The following is a 15,138-nucleotide window of genomic DNA, read 5'->3' on the forward strand; positions in this document are numbered from 1 at the left end:
CGTCCGCCACCGAAATCGTCTGGTCGATCAGTCAATTGTTCGGCAACGTTCCCGTACTACTCTCGAAGAGCGCACCGACGGGTGCCGGTCGGGAGGGAAGACCCACCGGATGGGTTCGGCAGAGGTTTCGCCGCAGATGGCCTTCGCGCGTTTCGTGCGCCGTGCCATCGACGACGCCCGCGAGGAGCGCGGCTGGACCGTCACCGACCTGGCCGCCCACACCGGCGTCGGTCGCTCGACCGTCTTCCGCTGGCTCGCCGGCGACTGGCAGGACTACCCCGAACTGGCCAAGGTCCGCAGCTTCTGCGCGGCGCTCGACCTGCCGGTCGCGGCGGCCTTCCGCGCCCTCGGTCTGCCCGACGCGGGCTCCGGGCCGTGGCGGCGTGGCGACGACGGCCCGGTGGAGGCCGACGTGCGGGTGATCCTGCAACGGTTGACGGATCCGGCGGTGCCGGCGGAGGAGAAGCACCACATCCGCGACCTGCTGCGCTACCTCGCCCGACGGCCGATCCGCCGGCCCTCGGATCCCACCACCACCCCGATGCGTCGGACGGCGGGCTAAGCCCCCTACGACACCGACACGGTGAACTCCGCCGTGCGTACCGCTCCCCCGGTCGCGAAGTCCAGGTAGAGCCGGTACCGCCCGGGCGCGGGTGTGGTGAGCCAGAACCGGATCGCGCCGTCGACGAGTTCCGCCTCCGGGTGCACGTGCAGGTAGCCGAGGTCACCCTGGCGCAGGGCGACGAGGTGGCCGTACGCACCGAGGTAGCGCTCCAGCGTCGGGCCCACGCCGTCCGCCCCGGTGATCCGGAAGTCGACCGGCACGGTGAGCCCGGGCTGCGGAGCGCCCCGGTACTCGACGGTGAACTCGTCGACCCTGGTCGTGGTCGCCGGGCCGGGCAGGTCACGGGGCGTGTAGTCGCCCGGCGCGACCAGGTCCACCCCGAGCGTGGTCGCCGTCTGCCGGCCGTCGTCGGCGACGGCGGTGAAGTCGGCGTACGCGCGCCAGACGCCGGGCGACGGCAGCGTCAGCGGGACCGACCAGGTGCCGTCCACCGCCATGGTCGGATGCAGGTGCTGGTACCCGGACAGGTCCCGCCGCACCACGATCACGTGCATCGGCTTGTCGTGCACGACAGCGAACCGGGTGACCGTCCGGCGCTGCCCGTCCCGGATCTGGAACCGCAGTTCACCGGCCTGCCCGAGGGTGAACTCGTCGTCCAGTGGGGTCAGCGTGTATCCGTCCCGGCTGACCGCCAGACCGCCGGCCTCGGCCGCCGCGTCCTGGTCGGCGCCGTGCGAGTGTGCGCCGGCGCCGGGGGCGTGGGGGTGCTCGGCCAGCGCGCTGCCCGTGCCGCCTGCCGCCGTGGGACCACCACCACCGTTGATCCGCCCGAGCCCGAATCCGAGCAGCACCGCCAGCACCAGCCCGCCGACCACCAGGGCCAACCGCAGCGTGGCGCGATCCGGTACCGCCGAGGCCGTGGCAGGCGCCTCGCCGGCTACCGGAGCCACGCCGGGGCCTGGCCGGCGGCGTGTCGCTCGGCGGTGCGCACCGACCCGAGCGCGGGCGCGTCGGGTGCCTGGTCAGCCATGCGCCCACCGTACCGCCGCGTTGATCGGGCACCTGGCGAGCCGACCCGATCGTGGTTCCGGTCGCACCCTCAGGCGGCGAGGGCGAGCGCCAGCGGCAGCACGCCGGCAGCACCGGCTCGGCGGAGTTCCCGGGCCGCCAACGTCATGGTCCAGCCGGAGTCGACCAGGTCGTCCACCAGCAGCACCGGGCCGCCCAGGTCGGCGACGGCGGCGGCGAGGTCGGCGGGGACGGTGAGGGTGCCGTGCAGGGCGCGTACCCGCTGCGCGCTGTTGCCACGGGGACCGTCGGCGGCCACCGACCCGGCGGGGACCACCTGGCCCAGCAGCGGCAGCCGGCCGACGGCGGCGATCCGCTCGGCAAGCGAACCGACAAGCGCCGGGTGGGTCCGGGAGCCCACCGCGACCACCCCGACCGGCCGGTCCGGCCAGGGTCGTCACCGTGCGCCCACGCCTTGAGCACCTCGACGACGGCGGCGGCCACGTCGTCGGGCACTGGGCCGTCCGGTGCGCCGGGCCCGACCAGCCCGCGCAGCCGGCCACCCCAGCCGAGGTCCGACAGCCGGCCGACGGCCCGGCCCGGCAGCGCCTGCTCCGCCGGGGCGATGCGCCCCTTCAGCGGTACGCCCACCGACTCCAACCCGGTCGGCCAGAGCTTCTTCGGCGCGAGCTGCACGCCGGGGCGGCCGAGGAAGGTCTGCGCGGCGCTCAACGCGGCCTCCGACACCTCGGACGCGAGCAGGGGCCCGGCGCAGCGGTCGCACCGGCCGCAGTCCACCGCATCCACGTCGTCGAGGCATTCCCGCAGGTAACGCATCCGGCAGCCGGTGGTCGCCGCGTACTCGACCATGGCCTGTTGTTCGGCGGTACGGGCGGCGGCGACGCGGCGCAACCGGGCCTCGTCGTAGGTCCAGGGCGAGCCGGTGGCGAGCCAGCCGCCGCGTACCCGGCGGACCGCGCCATCCACGTCGAGCACCTTGAGCATCAGCTCCAGCCGGGCCCGACGCAGATCCACCAGGGGTTCCAGGGCCTGCGTGGACAGCGGCCGGTCGGTGTGCAGCGCGGCCAGCACCGCGCGGACCTGCTCCTCCGGCGGAAAGGCCAACGAGGCGAAGTACCGCCAGATCGCCGCGTCCTCGGCACCGGGCAGCAGCAGCACCTCGGCGTGTTCGACGGCCCGCCCGGCCCGGCCGACCTGCTGGTAGTACGCGATGGGTGACGGCGGCGCGCCGAGGTGCACGACGAAGCCGAGGTCCGGTTTGTCGAAGCCCATGCCGAGCGCGCTGGTGGCGACCAGGGCTTTGATCTTGTTGTCCAGCAGGTCCTGCTCGGCGGCGCGGCGGTCGGCGTCCTCGGCCTGCCCGGTGTACGCGGCCACCGCCCAGCCGCGCGAGCGGAGGAACTCGGCGGTCTCGGTCGCCGAGGCCACCGTCAACGTGTAGACGATGCCGGAACCGGGGAGCTGATCGAGATGGTCGGCGAGCCAACCGAGCCGGTGCGCCGGGCTCGGCAGGTCGAGCACGCCCAACCGCAGCGACTCCCGGTCCAGGCTGCCGCGCAGCACCAGGACGTCCGGTCGCGGCCCGGTCGCGGTGCTCGGTTCGGTGCCCAGTTGCTCGGCCACGTCCCGGGTCACCCGGGCGTTGGCGGTGGCGGTCGTCGCCAGCACCGGGGTGTGGTCGGGCAGGTTGCCGAGGAAGGTACGCAGCCGGCGGTAGTCCGGCCGGAAGTCGTGCCCCCAGTCCGACACGCAGTGTGCCTCGTCGACGACCAGCAGACCGGTGGTGGCGGCCAGTTTCGGCAGCACGGTGTCCCGGAAGTCCGGGTTGTTGAGCCGTTCCGGACTGATCAGCAACACGTCCACCGTGCCGGCGTGGATCTCGGCGGTGATGGCGTCCCACTCGTCCAGGTTCGCCGAGTTGATGGTGCGGGCCCGGATGCCGGCCCGGGCCGCGGCGTCGACCTGGTTCCGCATCAGGGCCAGCAACGGCGAGACGATGACCGTCGGGCCGGTGGGTTCGGTCCCGCCGCCCTGACCGTCGCTGGCGCGCAGCAACGCGGTCGCCACGAAGTACACGGCCGACTTGCCCCACCCGGTGCGCTGCACGCAGAGCACCCGGCGCCGGTCCACCACCAGCGCCTCGATCGCCCGCCACTGGTCCTCGCGCAGCCGGGCCTGCGTGCCGGCCAGCCGCCGCAACACCGCCTCGGCCCGCTGCCGTACCGCCGTCCGTTCCTGGCCCATCCGACGTTTCTACCAGCGCCGCGGCAGCAGAGCCCGGCCGCGTCCGGGAGTGTGCTCTACCATTCCCGTTCGATACCCGAGAGAGAGACGAGATGACTCAGCGAACCGGCACCACCGCCACGACCCGCCGTCTCGCGGCCGTGGCCGCCGCCCTGATGGCCGCGACCCTGGTTGCCGGCTGCGACGACGAGGCCACCCCGCAAGCGGCTCCCCCACCACCGGACCCGAAGCAGGAGTTGCTGGCGGCCGTGCCCGGTGAGCAGGACCCGGCCTTCCGCTTCACCACCAGCGACTCCTCGGGCGACGTCTCCGGCGTGGTCGATCCGGCGAACCGGGGCATGGACATCGACACCGTCACCAAGGACAAGGACTTCACGCTGGAGATGTCCTTCCGGATGGTCGAGTCACGCACCTGGATGAAGGTCAACTTCAAGGGCGCCAAGGACATCCAGAAGCTGATGAAGCTGCCCACCAAGTGGATGGAGCTGGATCCGGCGAAGATCGAGGGGCCGGACTCGCTGCCCACCTACGAGGGCACCGACCCGGGCAACGCCGACGCGATCATCCGCGCGGCCACCGACGTCCAGGCCGGTGAGCCCGGGACGTACACCGGCTTGGTGGACCTGTCCGCCGTGCCGGAGCTGGCGGATGCCCTGGCCGCGCTCGGCGACGCCGACGGGCAGCTCCCGCTCAGCGCGGTGGTCGGCGCGGACGGCAACCTGTCCTCGCTGACGCTGGAGATTCCGGCCGCAGGCAAGAAGAAGGCATCCGAGTACGTGGTCGAGTACTACGACTTCGGTACGGCGCCAGCGGTCGTCGCGTTCACCGAGGAGCAGGCCCAGCCGGCCCCTTCCGCCGCGTACGACATGCTCAACGACTGACCGGTCAGCGACCGAGCACCGATCCGCCGTTGACCCCGAGCACCTGCCCGGTGACGTAGCCGGCGGCGGGGCTGGCCAGGTAGCGCACCGACTCGGCGACGTCGTCCGGCACCCCGGCCCGGCCGACCAGGGTCGCGGCCACCCGCTGCGCGTGGCCCTCCGGGGTCATCCGGCCGGCGAAGAACTCGGTCTCCGCCACGTAGCCCGGGCTGACCACGTTGACCGTGACCTGGTCCGGCCCGAGCTGCGCGGCGAGGCTGTACGCCCAGCCGTGCAGCGCTGCCTTCGCCGCCGAGTACGCGTCGCCACCACCGCGCTGCGCGGCGATGGAGCTGACCAGGATCACCCGTCCGCCGGGCCGACGCAGCGCCGGTCGCAGCGCCTCGGTGAGCAGTACGGCGGTGAGCACGTTGGTGTCCAGGGTCGCCCGCCAGTTCGCGGCGATCCCGGCGAGCGTGGCGCTGTCCGCGCTGTGGTAGCCGCCGGCGTTGTTCACCAGCACGTCGACCGGCCGACCGTCGACCGCCTCGACCACCTTGACCACCTGGTCGGGGTCGGTGAGGTCGGCCGTGACGGCCCGGATCGCTTCGGGACGGCCGGATTCGGCGCCGATCCGCTCGACCGTCGCCGTGAGCACCTCCGCGCGCCGGCTCACGACGAGCACCGAACACCCGTCCACGACGAGCGCCCGCGCCACGGCCGCCCCGATCCCCGTACCACCGCCGCTGACCACGGCCAACCGCTCGCTCATGCCGTCCTCCCCGTCACCGCTTGCCCCGTACGCGACCGTCCGGACCCGTCACCGCTGTGCCGTAGCGAGAGGGTGGCCGCCCGGACGCCAGGCCGGCCCGGACCACAGTGCTGGTCCGGGCCACCGATCACGAGGTTAGCGGGGCGACACGCCGTTGTGCCGCCCCGCCGACCTCGTGATCAACCCTGGCGTCGGGTGCCGGGACGCAGGGAGTCGCGGAGCAGAGCCAGCCGAGGAGCGAGGCTGGCCAGGCCGCCGGGGAAGAAGTAGACGGCCAGGATGAAGACCGTGCCGAGCACGAACAGCGGCTGGGACAGCGGCCGGCTGAGGAACGCCGGCAGCGCGTTCACCGCGTCGGAGGTGCCGAACGACACCAGTCGGTGGTCGAGGTACATGTAGAGGATGCCGCCCAGCACCGGGCCCCACCGGGTACCCGGCCCGCCGAGGACCACCATCACCAGCAGCGACAGGGTCAGTTCGCTGCTGGTGATGTGCGGCGAGGCACCGCCGACGATCAGGCAGTAGACCACCCCGCCCGCCGCCGCGAGACCACCGGCCAGGGTGAAGGCGACCAGCTTGAACCGGTACGGGTCCAGCCCGAGCACGCCGATGCGACGCTCGTCGTCGCGCAGCCCGGCCAGCACCCGCCCGGTCGGCGAGCCACTGACCCGGTGCACCACGAGGACCACCACCACGAGATAGGCCAACGCCAACCAGTACAGGTTGACCGTGTTGGTGACCCCGACCAGCCCGTCCGGCAGCCCGCTGACGTCCAACGGCAGCCCCTCCTCACCGCCGGTGAGCCCACCGAAGTCCCGGGCCACCAGGATCGCGCCGACCTGCGCGAAGGCCAGCGTCACCATGGCGAAGGCGATACCGACCGTACGCAGCGCCACCGCACCGAGCAGGCCGGCGAGGATGGTCCCGCCGACGATGGCCAGCGGCGCGGCCTGCCACAGCGGCAACCCGACCCGGGTGATCAGGATGTCGGTGCCGTAGACACCGGCGGCGAAGTAGAGGGCGTGGCCGAAGGAGAGCATTCCGGTACGCCCGAACAGCAGGTCGTACCCGGCCGCCAGCCCGCCGAAGACCAGACACACGGCGAGCAGTTGCAGGGTTCCCGGCGAGTTCAGCGCGCCCTCGAAGATGCCGGGCAGGTGCAGCGTCGAGTACGGCAGGATCAGCGCCACCGCCAGCGCGACCAGCGGCAGAAACGGCCGGAGCCGACTCCAACGGCCCGGTTGCTCGGTCAACTCGTCGGGCACCGCCGCCGGCGGCGCGGGAACCTCGGGACTCTTGACCTCGGTCATGCCGTAACCGCCTTCCCGGCGATGCCCTGCGGGCGCAGCAGCAGCACCACGGCCAGCAGCGCCACCACGCAGATGTCACCCAGCCCGGAGGTGCCGTAGTAGTTGACGAACTGTTGCAGCAGCCCGACCGCGACCGCCGCGTACGCGGACCCGACCACCGAGCCCATGCCGCCGATGACCACCACGATGAACGCGAAGATCAGCAACGAGCCGCCCTGCTGCGGCGAGACGGTGCCGAAGTAGACGCTGCCCAGCGCCCCGGCCAGCGCCGCCGCTGCCCCGCCGATGGCGAAGACCAGGGTGAACGCCTTGCGTACGTCGATGCCCAGCGCGGTCACCATCTCCCGGTTCTCCACCCCGGCCCGAATGATCAGGCCGTAGCGGGTCCAGCGGAGGAAGGCGAGGATCGCGCCGAGCACCAGCGCCGCGGCGACGATGAGCAGCAGTCCGCCGTTGGGCACCTGCGCGCCGAAGATCGAGGTCACCTCGCGGGTCCAGGCCGGGCGCGGGAACGGTCGGGCGTCCGCACCCCAGGTGGCCTGCAACAGCGCCACACCGGCCAGCGAGAGGCCGACGGTGACCAGCACCTGCTCGATGGTGCGCGAGTAGAGCGGCCGGATCAGCACCAGCTCGACAAGCACCGCCACCAGCGTGCCGGCGGCCACCCCGAAGGCGACCGCGACCACGAACCCGAGCCCGTCCGGGCCCGCACCGGGCAGGTTCCCCGCCGCCCACCAGGTGGCGTACGCGCCGACGCCGAGGAAGAGCCCGTGGGCGAAATTGAGCACGTCGGCCAGGCCGAAGACCAGCGACAGTCCGGAGGCGACCAGGAAGTAGAGGGCGGCCAGGCCGAGACCGGTGAGCGTCAACAGAATGATCGCGTCCATCAGCTACCGTCCTCCGGGGCCGCCGCGGCCGGGTGATCGGCGGTCGCCACCGCGGCGTGCTGGTGGCCCTCTGCCGAGCCGACGCCGAGCAGGGACCGGGTCAGCGCGGTCTCCAACAACAACTCCTGGGCGTCGCCGGTCCAGGCGACCCGCCCGGCGGCGAGCACCACCGCGTCGCGGGCCAACCGCCGGACCACGGCCAGGTTCTGCTCGACCAGCAGCACCGGCACGGACTCCGCGACCCGTTCCAGCACCTCGGCCACCTCGGTCACCACCTTCGGCGCCAACCCCTTGGTCGGCTCGTCGACGAGCAGCAGCCGGTTGTCGTTGAGCAGCACCCGGCCGATGGCGAGCATCTGCTGCTGCCCGCCGGAGAGCGAGCCGGCCCGCTGCCGGGAACGCCGGTCCAGCTCGGGGAAGAGGGCGAACACCCGGTCGTACGCCGGGCGGGTGCCGCGCCGCTCGGCGAGCCGCAGGTTCTCCGCGACGGTGAGCCCGGCGAAGACGCAGCGGTCCTCCGGCACGTAGCCGAGCCCGCCGCGGACCAGGCGATGGGTCCGCTGGGACAGCAGGCTCTGCGCGCCCGTCCGGACCGTGCCGCGCACCTCCCCGTTCCGTGGGGTCAGCCCCACGACGGCGCGCAGCGTGGTGGTCTTGCCGACCCCGTTGCGGCCGAGCAGCACGGTGACCCCGGTCGGCGCGACCGTGAACGACACTCCCTGGAGGATGTGCAGCCCGGCGATCCGGACCGACAGGTTCTCCACGGTCAGTACGGGCTCGCTCACAGCGACTCCCCGAGGTAGGCCTCTTGAACTGTCGGGTTGGCCATCACCGTCTCCGGTGTGTCGCAGGCCAGCAGCGCGCCGTGGTGCATCACGGCGATCCGGTCGGCCAGTTCGAGGATCACGTCCATGTGGTGCTCCACCATCAGCACCGCCCGGCCGCTGTCCCCGGTCAACGAGCGGATCACCTGGACCAGTTCCGGCACGTCCTCGGCGCTGACCCCGGCCATCGGCTCGTCGAGCAGCATCACCCGTGGCTCACCGGCCAGCAGCAGGGCGATCTCCAGCTTCCGCTTTTCGCCGTGGGCGAGGGTGCCGGCCAACGCCGTACCCCGGTGGGCCAGGCCGACCCGGTCGAGCGCCGCGTCGGCGGCGGCGGCGACCTCCCGGTCGGCCGCCGCCCGCCGCCACAACTTGAGCGAACCCCCGCGGTGTGCCTGCACGGCGAGCCGGACGTTCTCCCGCACGCTCAGCGAGCCGAACACCGAGGAGGCCTGGAAGGTACGGCCCAGGCCCAGTCGGGCCCGCCGGTACGGCGGCAGGTCGGAGACGTCCCTGCCGTCCAGGGTCACCCGGCCTTCGGTGGCCCGGCGCAGGCCGGTGATCAGGTTGAACAGTGAGGTCTTGCCGGCGCCGTTCGGACCGATCACACCGAGGAACTCCCCGGGTGCCAGGTCCAGGTAGACGGAGTCGACGATGGACACCTCACCGATCCGCCAGGTCAGACCGCGGGTGGTGAGCATCTGCGCCTCAGCCCTTCATCGCCTGAACAGGCGGCGCGGTCTCGTCGGCGGTGAGCGCCTTCTGAGCGGTCGCGGTGAAGGTGTCGCCGCTGCCGGTCAGGCTCGCCTGGTACATCGGCTGGAGCAGCGCGTGGTCCTCGGCGCGGATGGTCATGCTGCCCTTCACGCTCTCGAAGCTCCAGCCCTCAAGCGCGGTGACCATCTTGTCGACGTCGTCGCCACCCTCGGCCACGGCGCGGACCACCATCTGGGCGGCGGCGAAGCCGTCCGGGTGGAACAGGTCGAGCGTGCCGCCGGGGATCTTCGCCTTGGCGGCCTTGGCCGCCTCGGTGTCGCTGGCGCCGTCGAAGTAGTGCGACAGGAAGGAGATCTTGCTGCCGGCGGCACCGAAGGTGGGCCACGAGGCACGGATGTCGAGGCCGGTGACGACCGTGGTGGAGGTCAGCACGCCCTGCTGGTCCAGCGTCTGCCACATGGCCGGGGCGGTGGTGCCGGCCCAGGCGACGAAGAGCAGGTCCGGCTTGGCGGACTTGATCTGGCTGGCGAACGGGGTGAACTCGGTCGCGCTGGCCGGCGCCCGGACGGCGCTGACGCTCGCGCCGGCTCCGCCGATGACGGCCTTGACCGCGGCCTCGTTGGCGTCGCCGAAGGCGCCGTCCTGGGCGAACACCACGACCTTCTTGCCGGCCGGGTCGCCGATGAACGACTTCGCGGTCACCACGTCCTGGTACGACTGGCGGCCGGAGCGGAACGTGTACTTGTTCGCGCCGGTCACCGCGTCGGTGGCGGCCGGACCGGAGATGAACAGCACCTTGTTCTGCGCGGCGATCGGGGCCACCTGGAGCGCCACGCCCGAGGCCGTCGAACCAGCGATGATCTTGTTGCCCTTGCCGATCAGATCCTTGGCCGCGGACACCGCCTTCGCCGGGTCGCCCGCGTCGTCGACCTCGGTGATCTCGATCGCCCGGTCACCGACCTTGTTGGTGCCGTTGGTGGCGAAGTCCAGGCCGGCCCTGAACCCCTCGATGTACTGCTTTCCGTAACTGGCCAGCGCTCCCGACTGGGAGTAGACCAGACCAACCTTCACCGGCGCGGCGCTGTCGCCGCCACCGTTGGCGGTGTCCTGGGGGCTGCCACAGGCCGTGGCGGCGATCGCCGCGGCCATCATCGTGGCGGCGGAGAGGAACACCCGCCGTGTCGTCCGGACCGTCATTGCGACTCCACGTGAGGACTCAGAGGGAGGAAACCTTATGTGTCGGCTCACGCTAGAAGTGACGTCACCCACGGGCCATGTGGTCGAAACACACAAGTAACTGGTCAGCAATGGCGCTGGCATCACCCCGGGCAGAGCGAGGCGGTCATGCGTACGACGGTTCGGCCATGTCACGTACAGCCGCACCCACGGGTGTGTTGGTGAGGCCCACGACTCGGCAGCCTGGTGCGAGAGGTATTTACCGGACAAACAGGATGATTTATCCCTAGGCTGGCCCTCGTCCAGCAAGACATACTTTTCACCACCACGGGGAAGATAGTGAAACTGTTTCGAGGGGCCTCGGTTGTTGTGGCGGTCGGCATCGCGTTGGCAATGGCTTCGGGCCCAGCCCACGCCCAACCCGTACGGTCGGCGGCGGTGCAGCCCGTCGAGGACACCACCATCGACATCAACCCGGGCAACGTCCCGACCACGGCGGCCGACTTCGAGCAGGAGTGCGACCCGAACCTCGGCGGCGGGCCCTACCCGAACCGGGACGTCTGGGTGTTCAACCTGCCGTCCGTGCAGCGGGACTTCGTGTCCGTCACCGCGACCTTCAGCGTGCCCGACGACGGCATGGTCGACGTAACCATCCCCGACGCAGAGGACAGCGCCATCGTCCGGATCGGCACCAGCAAGGCGTGGGTGATCCTGCCCGCAGGCTGGACCCTGGTCACTGCTACGGCAGTGGTAACCGGGGAACCCGAGCCCGGTCTACAGTTCGTCCTCACCCACACCTGCGCCGCCAGCGCGAGCCCCACTCCTACTCCCACCCCCACACCGACCCCGACCGGTAGCCCCACCCCGACCCCCACTCCCACCGGCAGCCCGACAGCGACGCCGACCGGCTCGAAGCTGCCGATCACCGGCACCTCCGGAAGTGACGGCCTCCTGCTGGTCACTGCCCTGGGTCTTGGCGCGATCGTGCTCGGCGCGAGTTTCCTGACGCTACGTCGTCGACGCGACCTGAACGGCTGACGCAGATCTGTGGCGGGGTGGGCGGTCACCGCGGCCGGCAACCCGAGGACGCCCCGGGCCGCCCGTCCCGCGCCTGAGCAGCCGAGATGAATTCAGACCACGAGCCGCTCATCAGACGTCAGGTCCGGCGGCAGGTCCCCGCCGTCGTCGGCGTCTCGGGCGCACCGCGCGCCGCGCGCCTACTGGCCGGACAACAGCCGCGCGATTCGGTCCAAGCCGCGACCGTGGTGGGCGCGGAGGCAGCAACTTCCCCGATACTGCTGAGTCGTTAGCGGCGGAGGCAGCAGTATCCCCGAAGTTGCAGGCTAGACCAAGGCGGAATGGAGCCGGGCGGGCGCAGCGGGGTGGGGAGTGGCCCGCCGTCCTCGCGGACGGCGGGCCACTGGCGTGACGGTCGGGGTCAGGGGCGGGGCAGCCCCACCCGCGCGGCCACCGCCGTGTCGGGGTGATCGGTGAACACGCCGTCGAGGCCGAGGCGGTAGAACAGCTCGTACTCGGACTGGATGTCGCCCCGGGCGTTCGGGTCGGTGCCGATCCGGAAGTCGGCCGGGAGGAACTGGTTCTCCGCCCGGAAGGTCCAGGCGTGCACGATCAGCTTCTCCCGGTGTGCGTCCCTGACCAGGGTGGTCGGGGCGAGCAGGCCACCGGCGGAGTTCCGCGGCACGATCAGGTCCTTGTGCACGCCGACGCCGTCCGCGTAGCGGGAGATCCAGCGCAGGCCGGCGGGGGTCGCCAGGTCACGGTACGTGCGGGTGTCCCCGGCCAGGGTGAAGTCGTAGGGCTGGCCGGCGGCGTTGAGCAGCTGGGCCAGCTTGACGTCGATCATGCGGTCCAGCCGCCGCAGGTTGGCCGTCTCGAAGGATTGGATGATCACCGGAGCGTTCCGCTTGGTCATCTTGTTCCGGCGCAACACCTCGACGAGCGGCTCTTCCAGCGGCAGGCCGATCGAGGCGAAGTACGTCGGGTGCTTGGTCTCCGGGTAGACACCGATCACCCGCCCGCGCGCCCTGCTCTCGACCCGGGCCAGGTCGATCACCTCCTGGAAGGTGGGCACCTGGAACTGCCCGTCGAACGCGGTGTTCGTCACCCGTACCTGGGGCAGCCGCTCCTTGGCCCGCAACGTCCGCAGTTCGGCGAGGGTGAAGTCCTCGGTGAACCAGCCGGTCACCGACGCTCCGTCGATGGTCTTCGTGGTCCGGCGGTCGGCGAACTCCGGCCGCGCCGCCACGTCGGTGGTGCCGCCGATCTCGTTCTCGTGCCGCGCGACAAGCACACCGTCGGCCGTCGCGACGAGATCCGGTTCGATGTAGTCGGCACCCATCCGGATCGCCAGTCGGTACGCCTCCAGGGTGTGCTCCGGGCGGTAGCCGCTGGCGCCCCGGTGACCGATGACGATGGGCTGGTCACCGACGCGGGCCGGGTCCGGGCCGGCGGCCGGCTTCGCCGTGGCGACCATGGGCGTGGCCACGGCGGCGGCGAGCAGGGCCACCGACACACCGAGGGCGGAAAGGGTACGTCGCAACGCGGTCTCCTTGACTTGTCGGGGGACCGCCTCAGCAGACCTGCCCGGGCTGACCGGCAGTTGGTCCGCGCCTGACCATCCGGTGAATCCTCCGCCGTTGCGTCCCTTGAAGCAGAGCAAGGCGAGGCCGGCGACACGGGGTCGGGATGCCGGTTCCGGCCCGGAACGTCGGGCGGAATCAGAAGATTGTCTGGTGCGTCGGTTTTTTCGTCACCCGGTGCGGCTCGTGCCGCTGGTCTTCCTGGTGGCGATCCTGATCGGCACCGGCCTGCTGATGCTGCGCCCGATGACCATCGAGTACCAGCACGCACCCTTCATGACCGCGCTGTTCACCGCCACGTCGGCCATCTCGGTCACCGGCCTGACCATCACCGACACCCCGAACTACTGGTCCGGCTCCGGGCTGGTGCTGATCACCGTGCTCACCCAGCTGGGCGGGCTCGGCATCCTGACCGGTGCCGCCCTGGTGATCCTCACCGTGTCCCGGCGGCTGGGCCTGCACAACCGGCTGCTGTTGCAGGCCGAGACCGCGGAGTACGGGCTCGGCGACGTGCGCCGGCTGCTGCTGCGCATCGCCGCCACGGTATTCGCCTGCGAGCTGGCGATGACCGTCATCGTCACCGGGCGGCTCTGGCTGGCCTACGACCAACCGTTCTGGGATGCCCTCTGGTCCGCCGGGTTCCACTCCATCCAGGCGTTCAACAACTGCGGATTCTCGCTCTACCGCGACGGTCTGCTGGCCTTCTCCCGCGACCCGTGGGTGAGCCTGCCGCTGGCCCTCGGCGCGATCATCGGCGGTCTCGGGTTCCCGGCCATGTTCGAGGCCGTCCGGGAGTGGCGGCAGCCGGCCCGCTGGGCGGTCGCCACCAAGCTGACCATCTGGGGCAGCGCGGCGCTTGTCGCCTTCGGTGCGGTCGCGTTCCTGGCCGCCGAGTGGGCCAATCCGTGGACCGTCGGCCAGTACGACGTACCCGGCAAGGTGGTCGCCGCGTTCGCGCAGATCGCCCTGGCCCGCACGGGTGGTTTCGAGGTGGTGCCGACCGAGGTGCTGCGGGAGGAGAGCTACACCCTGCTGACCGGGCTGATGTTCATCGGCGGCGGCAGCGCCAGCACGGCCGGTGGAATCAAGGTCTCCACCTTCTTCCTGCTCGCCTTCGTCATCTGGGCGGAGGTCCGCGGCGAGCCGGACGTCACGGTCGGCCACCGCCGGATCGCCACCGCCAGCCAGCGGCAGGCCCTCACCGTCGCGCTGCTCAGTGTCGCGATCGTGGCCGCCGGAACCGCCGCGCTGATCGCGATGACCGACAAGCTCCCGTTCTACGCCGCACTGTTCGAGGTCACGTCGGCGTTCAGCACCACCGGACTCTCGGTGGGCGTCCTGTCGTCCCTGTCCGACGGCGGCCAGTTGCTGCTGACCGTGCTCATGTACGTCGGCCGGGTCGGGCCGCTCACCTTCGGCTCGGCGATCGCGCTGAACACCCGACGCCGGCTCTACCGCTACCCAGAGGAGCAACCAATTGTCGGATAGAAGTACGGACACGGGCGGCATCGCCGTGATCGGCCTCGGCCGATTCGGCAGCCATCTGGCCGAGTCGCTCGCCGCCCTCGGCCGCGAGGTGCTGGCCATCGACCGGGACGCCCAGCAGGTGCAGAAATGGTCGTCGATGATCGATCAGGTGACGCAGGCCGACGCCACCGACGAGGAGGTCCTACGCCAACTCGGCCTGAGCGACGTGCAACGGGTGGTGGTGGCCATCGGCGCCTCCGTCGAGGCCAGCGTGCTCACCGTGCTCGCCCTGGTGGAGCTGGGCATACCGCAGATCTGGGCCCGGGCGACCTCGGGGCAGCACGCGAAGATCCTCTCATCGGTCGGGGCGCACCGCGTGCTCTTCCCCGAGGCGGAGACCGGCGAGCGGCTCGCTCATCTGATCATCAGCCGGACGCTCGACTTCGTGGAGTTCGACGAGGCCTTCGCGGTGGCGCGGGTCCGCGTTCCGCGGTCGCTCGCGGGTCGCCCGACCAGCGAGATCCAACTACTGAAACGCTACGGCGTACGGGTGGTCGGCATCAAGCGGTCCGGCGAGCAGCGGTACCGGTACGTGTCGGATGAGATGCAGCTCGCCGATGACACGATTCTCATCGTCGAGGGGACCATCGAACAGATCCAGCGTTTCGCCACGCTGTCCTGACCGGT

The 15,138-nt window shown here is 71.4% G+C and carries 13 protein-coding genes and 1 pseudogene; 5 read left to right on the forward strand and 9 right to left on the reverse strand.

Features of this window, described 5'->3' with window-relative positions; translation table 11 throughout:
• The first annotated feature begins 109 nt into the window (after positions 1-109).
• Positions 110-562, forward strand: coding sequence for a helix-turn-helix domain-containing protein (locus ENC19_RS18690; protein ID WP_164448434.1), 453 nt, complete (start codon positions 110-112; stop codon positions 560-562).
• Between the two features lie 5 nt (positions 563-567).
• Here the strand turns inward: ENC19_RS18690 and ENC19_RS18695 are convergent, their stop codons facing one another.
• Positions 568-1,515 (reverse strand): hypothetical protein, encoded by a 948-nt coding sequence (locus ENC19_RS18695; RefSeq protein ID WP_164448435.1) that lies wholly within the window; start codon positions 1,513-1,515, stop codon positions 568-570.
• Between the two features lie 149 nt (positions 1,516-1,664).
• A pseudogene (locus ENC19_RS18700) lies at positions 1,665-3,838 on the reverse strand (RecQ family ATP-dependent DNA helicase).
• 92 nt (positions 3,839-3,930) lie between these two features.
• On the opposite strand from ENC19_RS18700, the gene ENC19_RS18705 reads away from it, so the two are divergent.
• Positions 3,931-4,719, forward strand: coding sequence for a hypothetical protein (locus tag ENC19_RS18705; RefSeq protein ID WP_164448436.1), 789 nt, complete (start codon positions 3,931-3,933; stop codon positions 4,717-4,719).
• A gap of 4 nt (positions 4,720-4,723) precedes the next feature.
• On the opposite strand, the gene ENC19_RS18710 is transcribed toward ENC19_RS18705, so the two are convergent.
• From ENC19_RS18710 to ENC19_RS18735, 6 genes are all read right to left on the reverse strand, one after another.
• Complete coding sequence (locus tag ENC19_RS18710; RefSeq protein ID WP_164448437.1) at positions 4,724-5,470, reverse strand: SDR family NAD(P)-dependent oxidoreductase; 747 nt, start codon at positions 5,468-5,470, stop codon at positions 4,724-4,726.
• A gap of 179 nt (positions 5,471-5,649) precedes the next feature.
• Positions 5,650-6,780, reverse strand: a complete 1,131-nt coding sequence (locus ENC19_RS18715; RefSeq protein WP_164448438.1) for a branched-chain amino acid ABC transporter permease — start codon at positions 6,778-6,780, stop codon at positions 5,650-5,652.
• Positions 6,777-7,667, reverse strand: coding sequence for a branched-chain amino acid ABC transporter permease (locus tag ENC19_RS18720; protein WP_164448439.1), 891 nt, complete (start codon positions 7,665-7,667; stop codon positions 6,777-6,779). The genes ENC19_RS18715 and ENC19_RS18720 overlap by 4 nt, the downstream gene beginning before the upstream one ends.
• Complete coding sequence (locus tag ENC19_RS18725; RefSeq protein ID WP_164448440.1) at positions 7,667-8,452, reverse strand: ABC transporter ATP-binding protein; 786 nt, start codon at positions 8,450-8,452, stop codon at positions 7,667-7,669. The genes ENC19_RS18720 and ENC19_RS18725 overlap by 1 nt, the downstream gene beginning before the upstream one ends.
• Positions 8,449-9,192, reverse strand: a complete 744-nt coding sequence (locus ENC19_RS18730) for an ABC transporter ATP-binding protein (RefSeq protein ID WP_164448441.1) — start codon at positions 9,190-9,192, stop codon at positions 8,449-8,451. The genes ENC19_RS18725 and ENC19_RS18730 overlap by 4 nt, the downstream gene beginning before the upstream one ends.
• Before the next feature lie 7 nt (positions 9,193-9,199).
• Positions 9,200-10,405, reverse strand: a complete 1,206-nt coding sequence (locus tag ENC19_RS18735; protein ID WP_164448444.1) for a substrate-binding domain-containing protein — start codon at positions 10,403-10,405, stop codon at positions 9,200-9,202.
• A gap of 417 nt (positions 10,406-10,822) precedes the next feature.
• Here ENC19_RS18735 and ENC19_RS29570 point away from each other — a divergent pair, with 417 nt between their 5' ends.
• Entirely contained in the window at positions 10,823-11,422 is a 600-nt protein-coding gene (locus ENC19_RS29570; protein ID WP_208020951.1) for an LPXTG cell wall anchor domain-containing protein, read from the forward strand.
• Positions 11,423-11,822: 400 nt separating this feature from the next.
• Here the strand turns inward: ENC19_RS29570 and ENC19_RS18745 are convergent, their stop codons facing one another.
• Positions 11,823-12,944: a glycerophosphodiester phosphodiesterase gene (locus tag ENC19_RS18745; protein WP_164448445.1), complete on the reverse strand. Its 1,122-nt coding sequence runs from the start codon at positions 12,942-12,944 to the stop codon at positions 11,823-11,825.
• 193 nt (positions 12,945-13,137) lie between these two features.
• Here ENC19_RS18745 and ENC19_RS18750 point away from each other — a divergent pair, with 193 nt between their 5' ends.
• Together ENC19_RS18750 and ENC19_RS18755 are read left to right on the forward strand one after the other, a co-directional pair.
• Entirely contained in the window at positions 13,138-14,472 is a 1,335-nt protein-coding gene (locus ENC19_RS18750) for a TrkH family potassium uptake protein (RefSeq protein WP_164448446.1), read from the forward strand.
• Complete coding sequence (locus ENC19_RS18755) at positions 14,462-15,133, forward strand: potassium channel family protein (protein ID WP_166458794.1); 672 nt, start codon at positions 14,462-14,464, stop codon at positions 15,131-15,133. Before ENC19_RS18750 ends, ENC19_RS18755 begins: the two co-directional genes overlap by 11 nt.
• Positions 15,134-15,138 lie beyond the last annotated feature (5 nt).

The sequence above is a fragment of the Verrucosispora sioxanthis genome, assembly GCF_010560025.1.
GTDB classification, from domain to species: domain Bacteria; phylum Actinomycetota; class Actinomycetes; order Mycobacteriales; family Micromonosporaceae; genus Micromonospora; species Micromonospora palythoicola.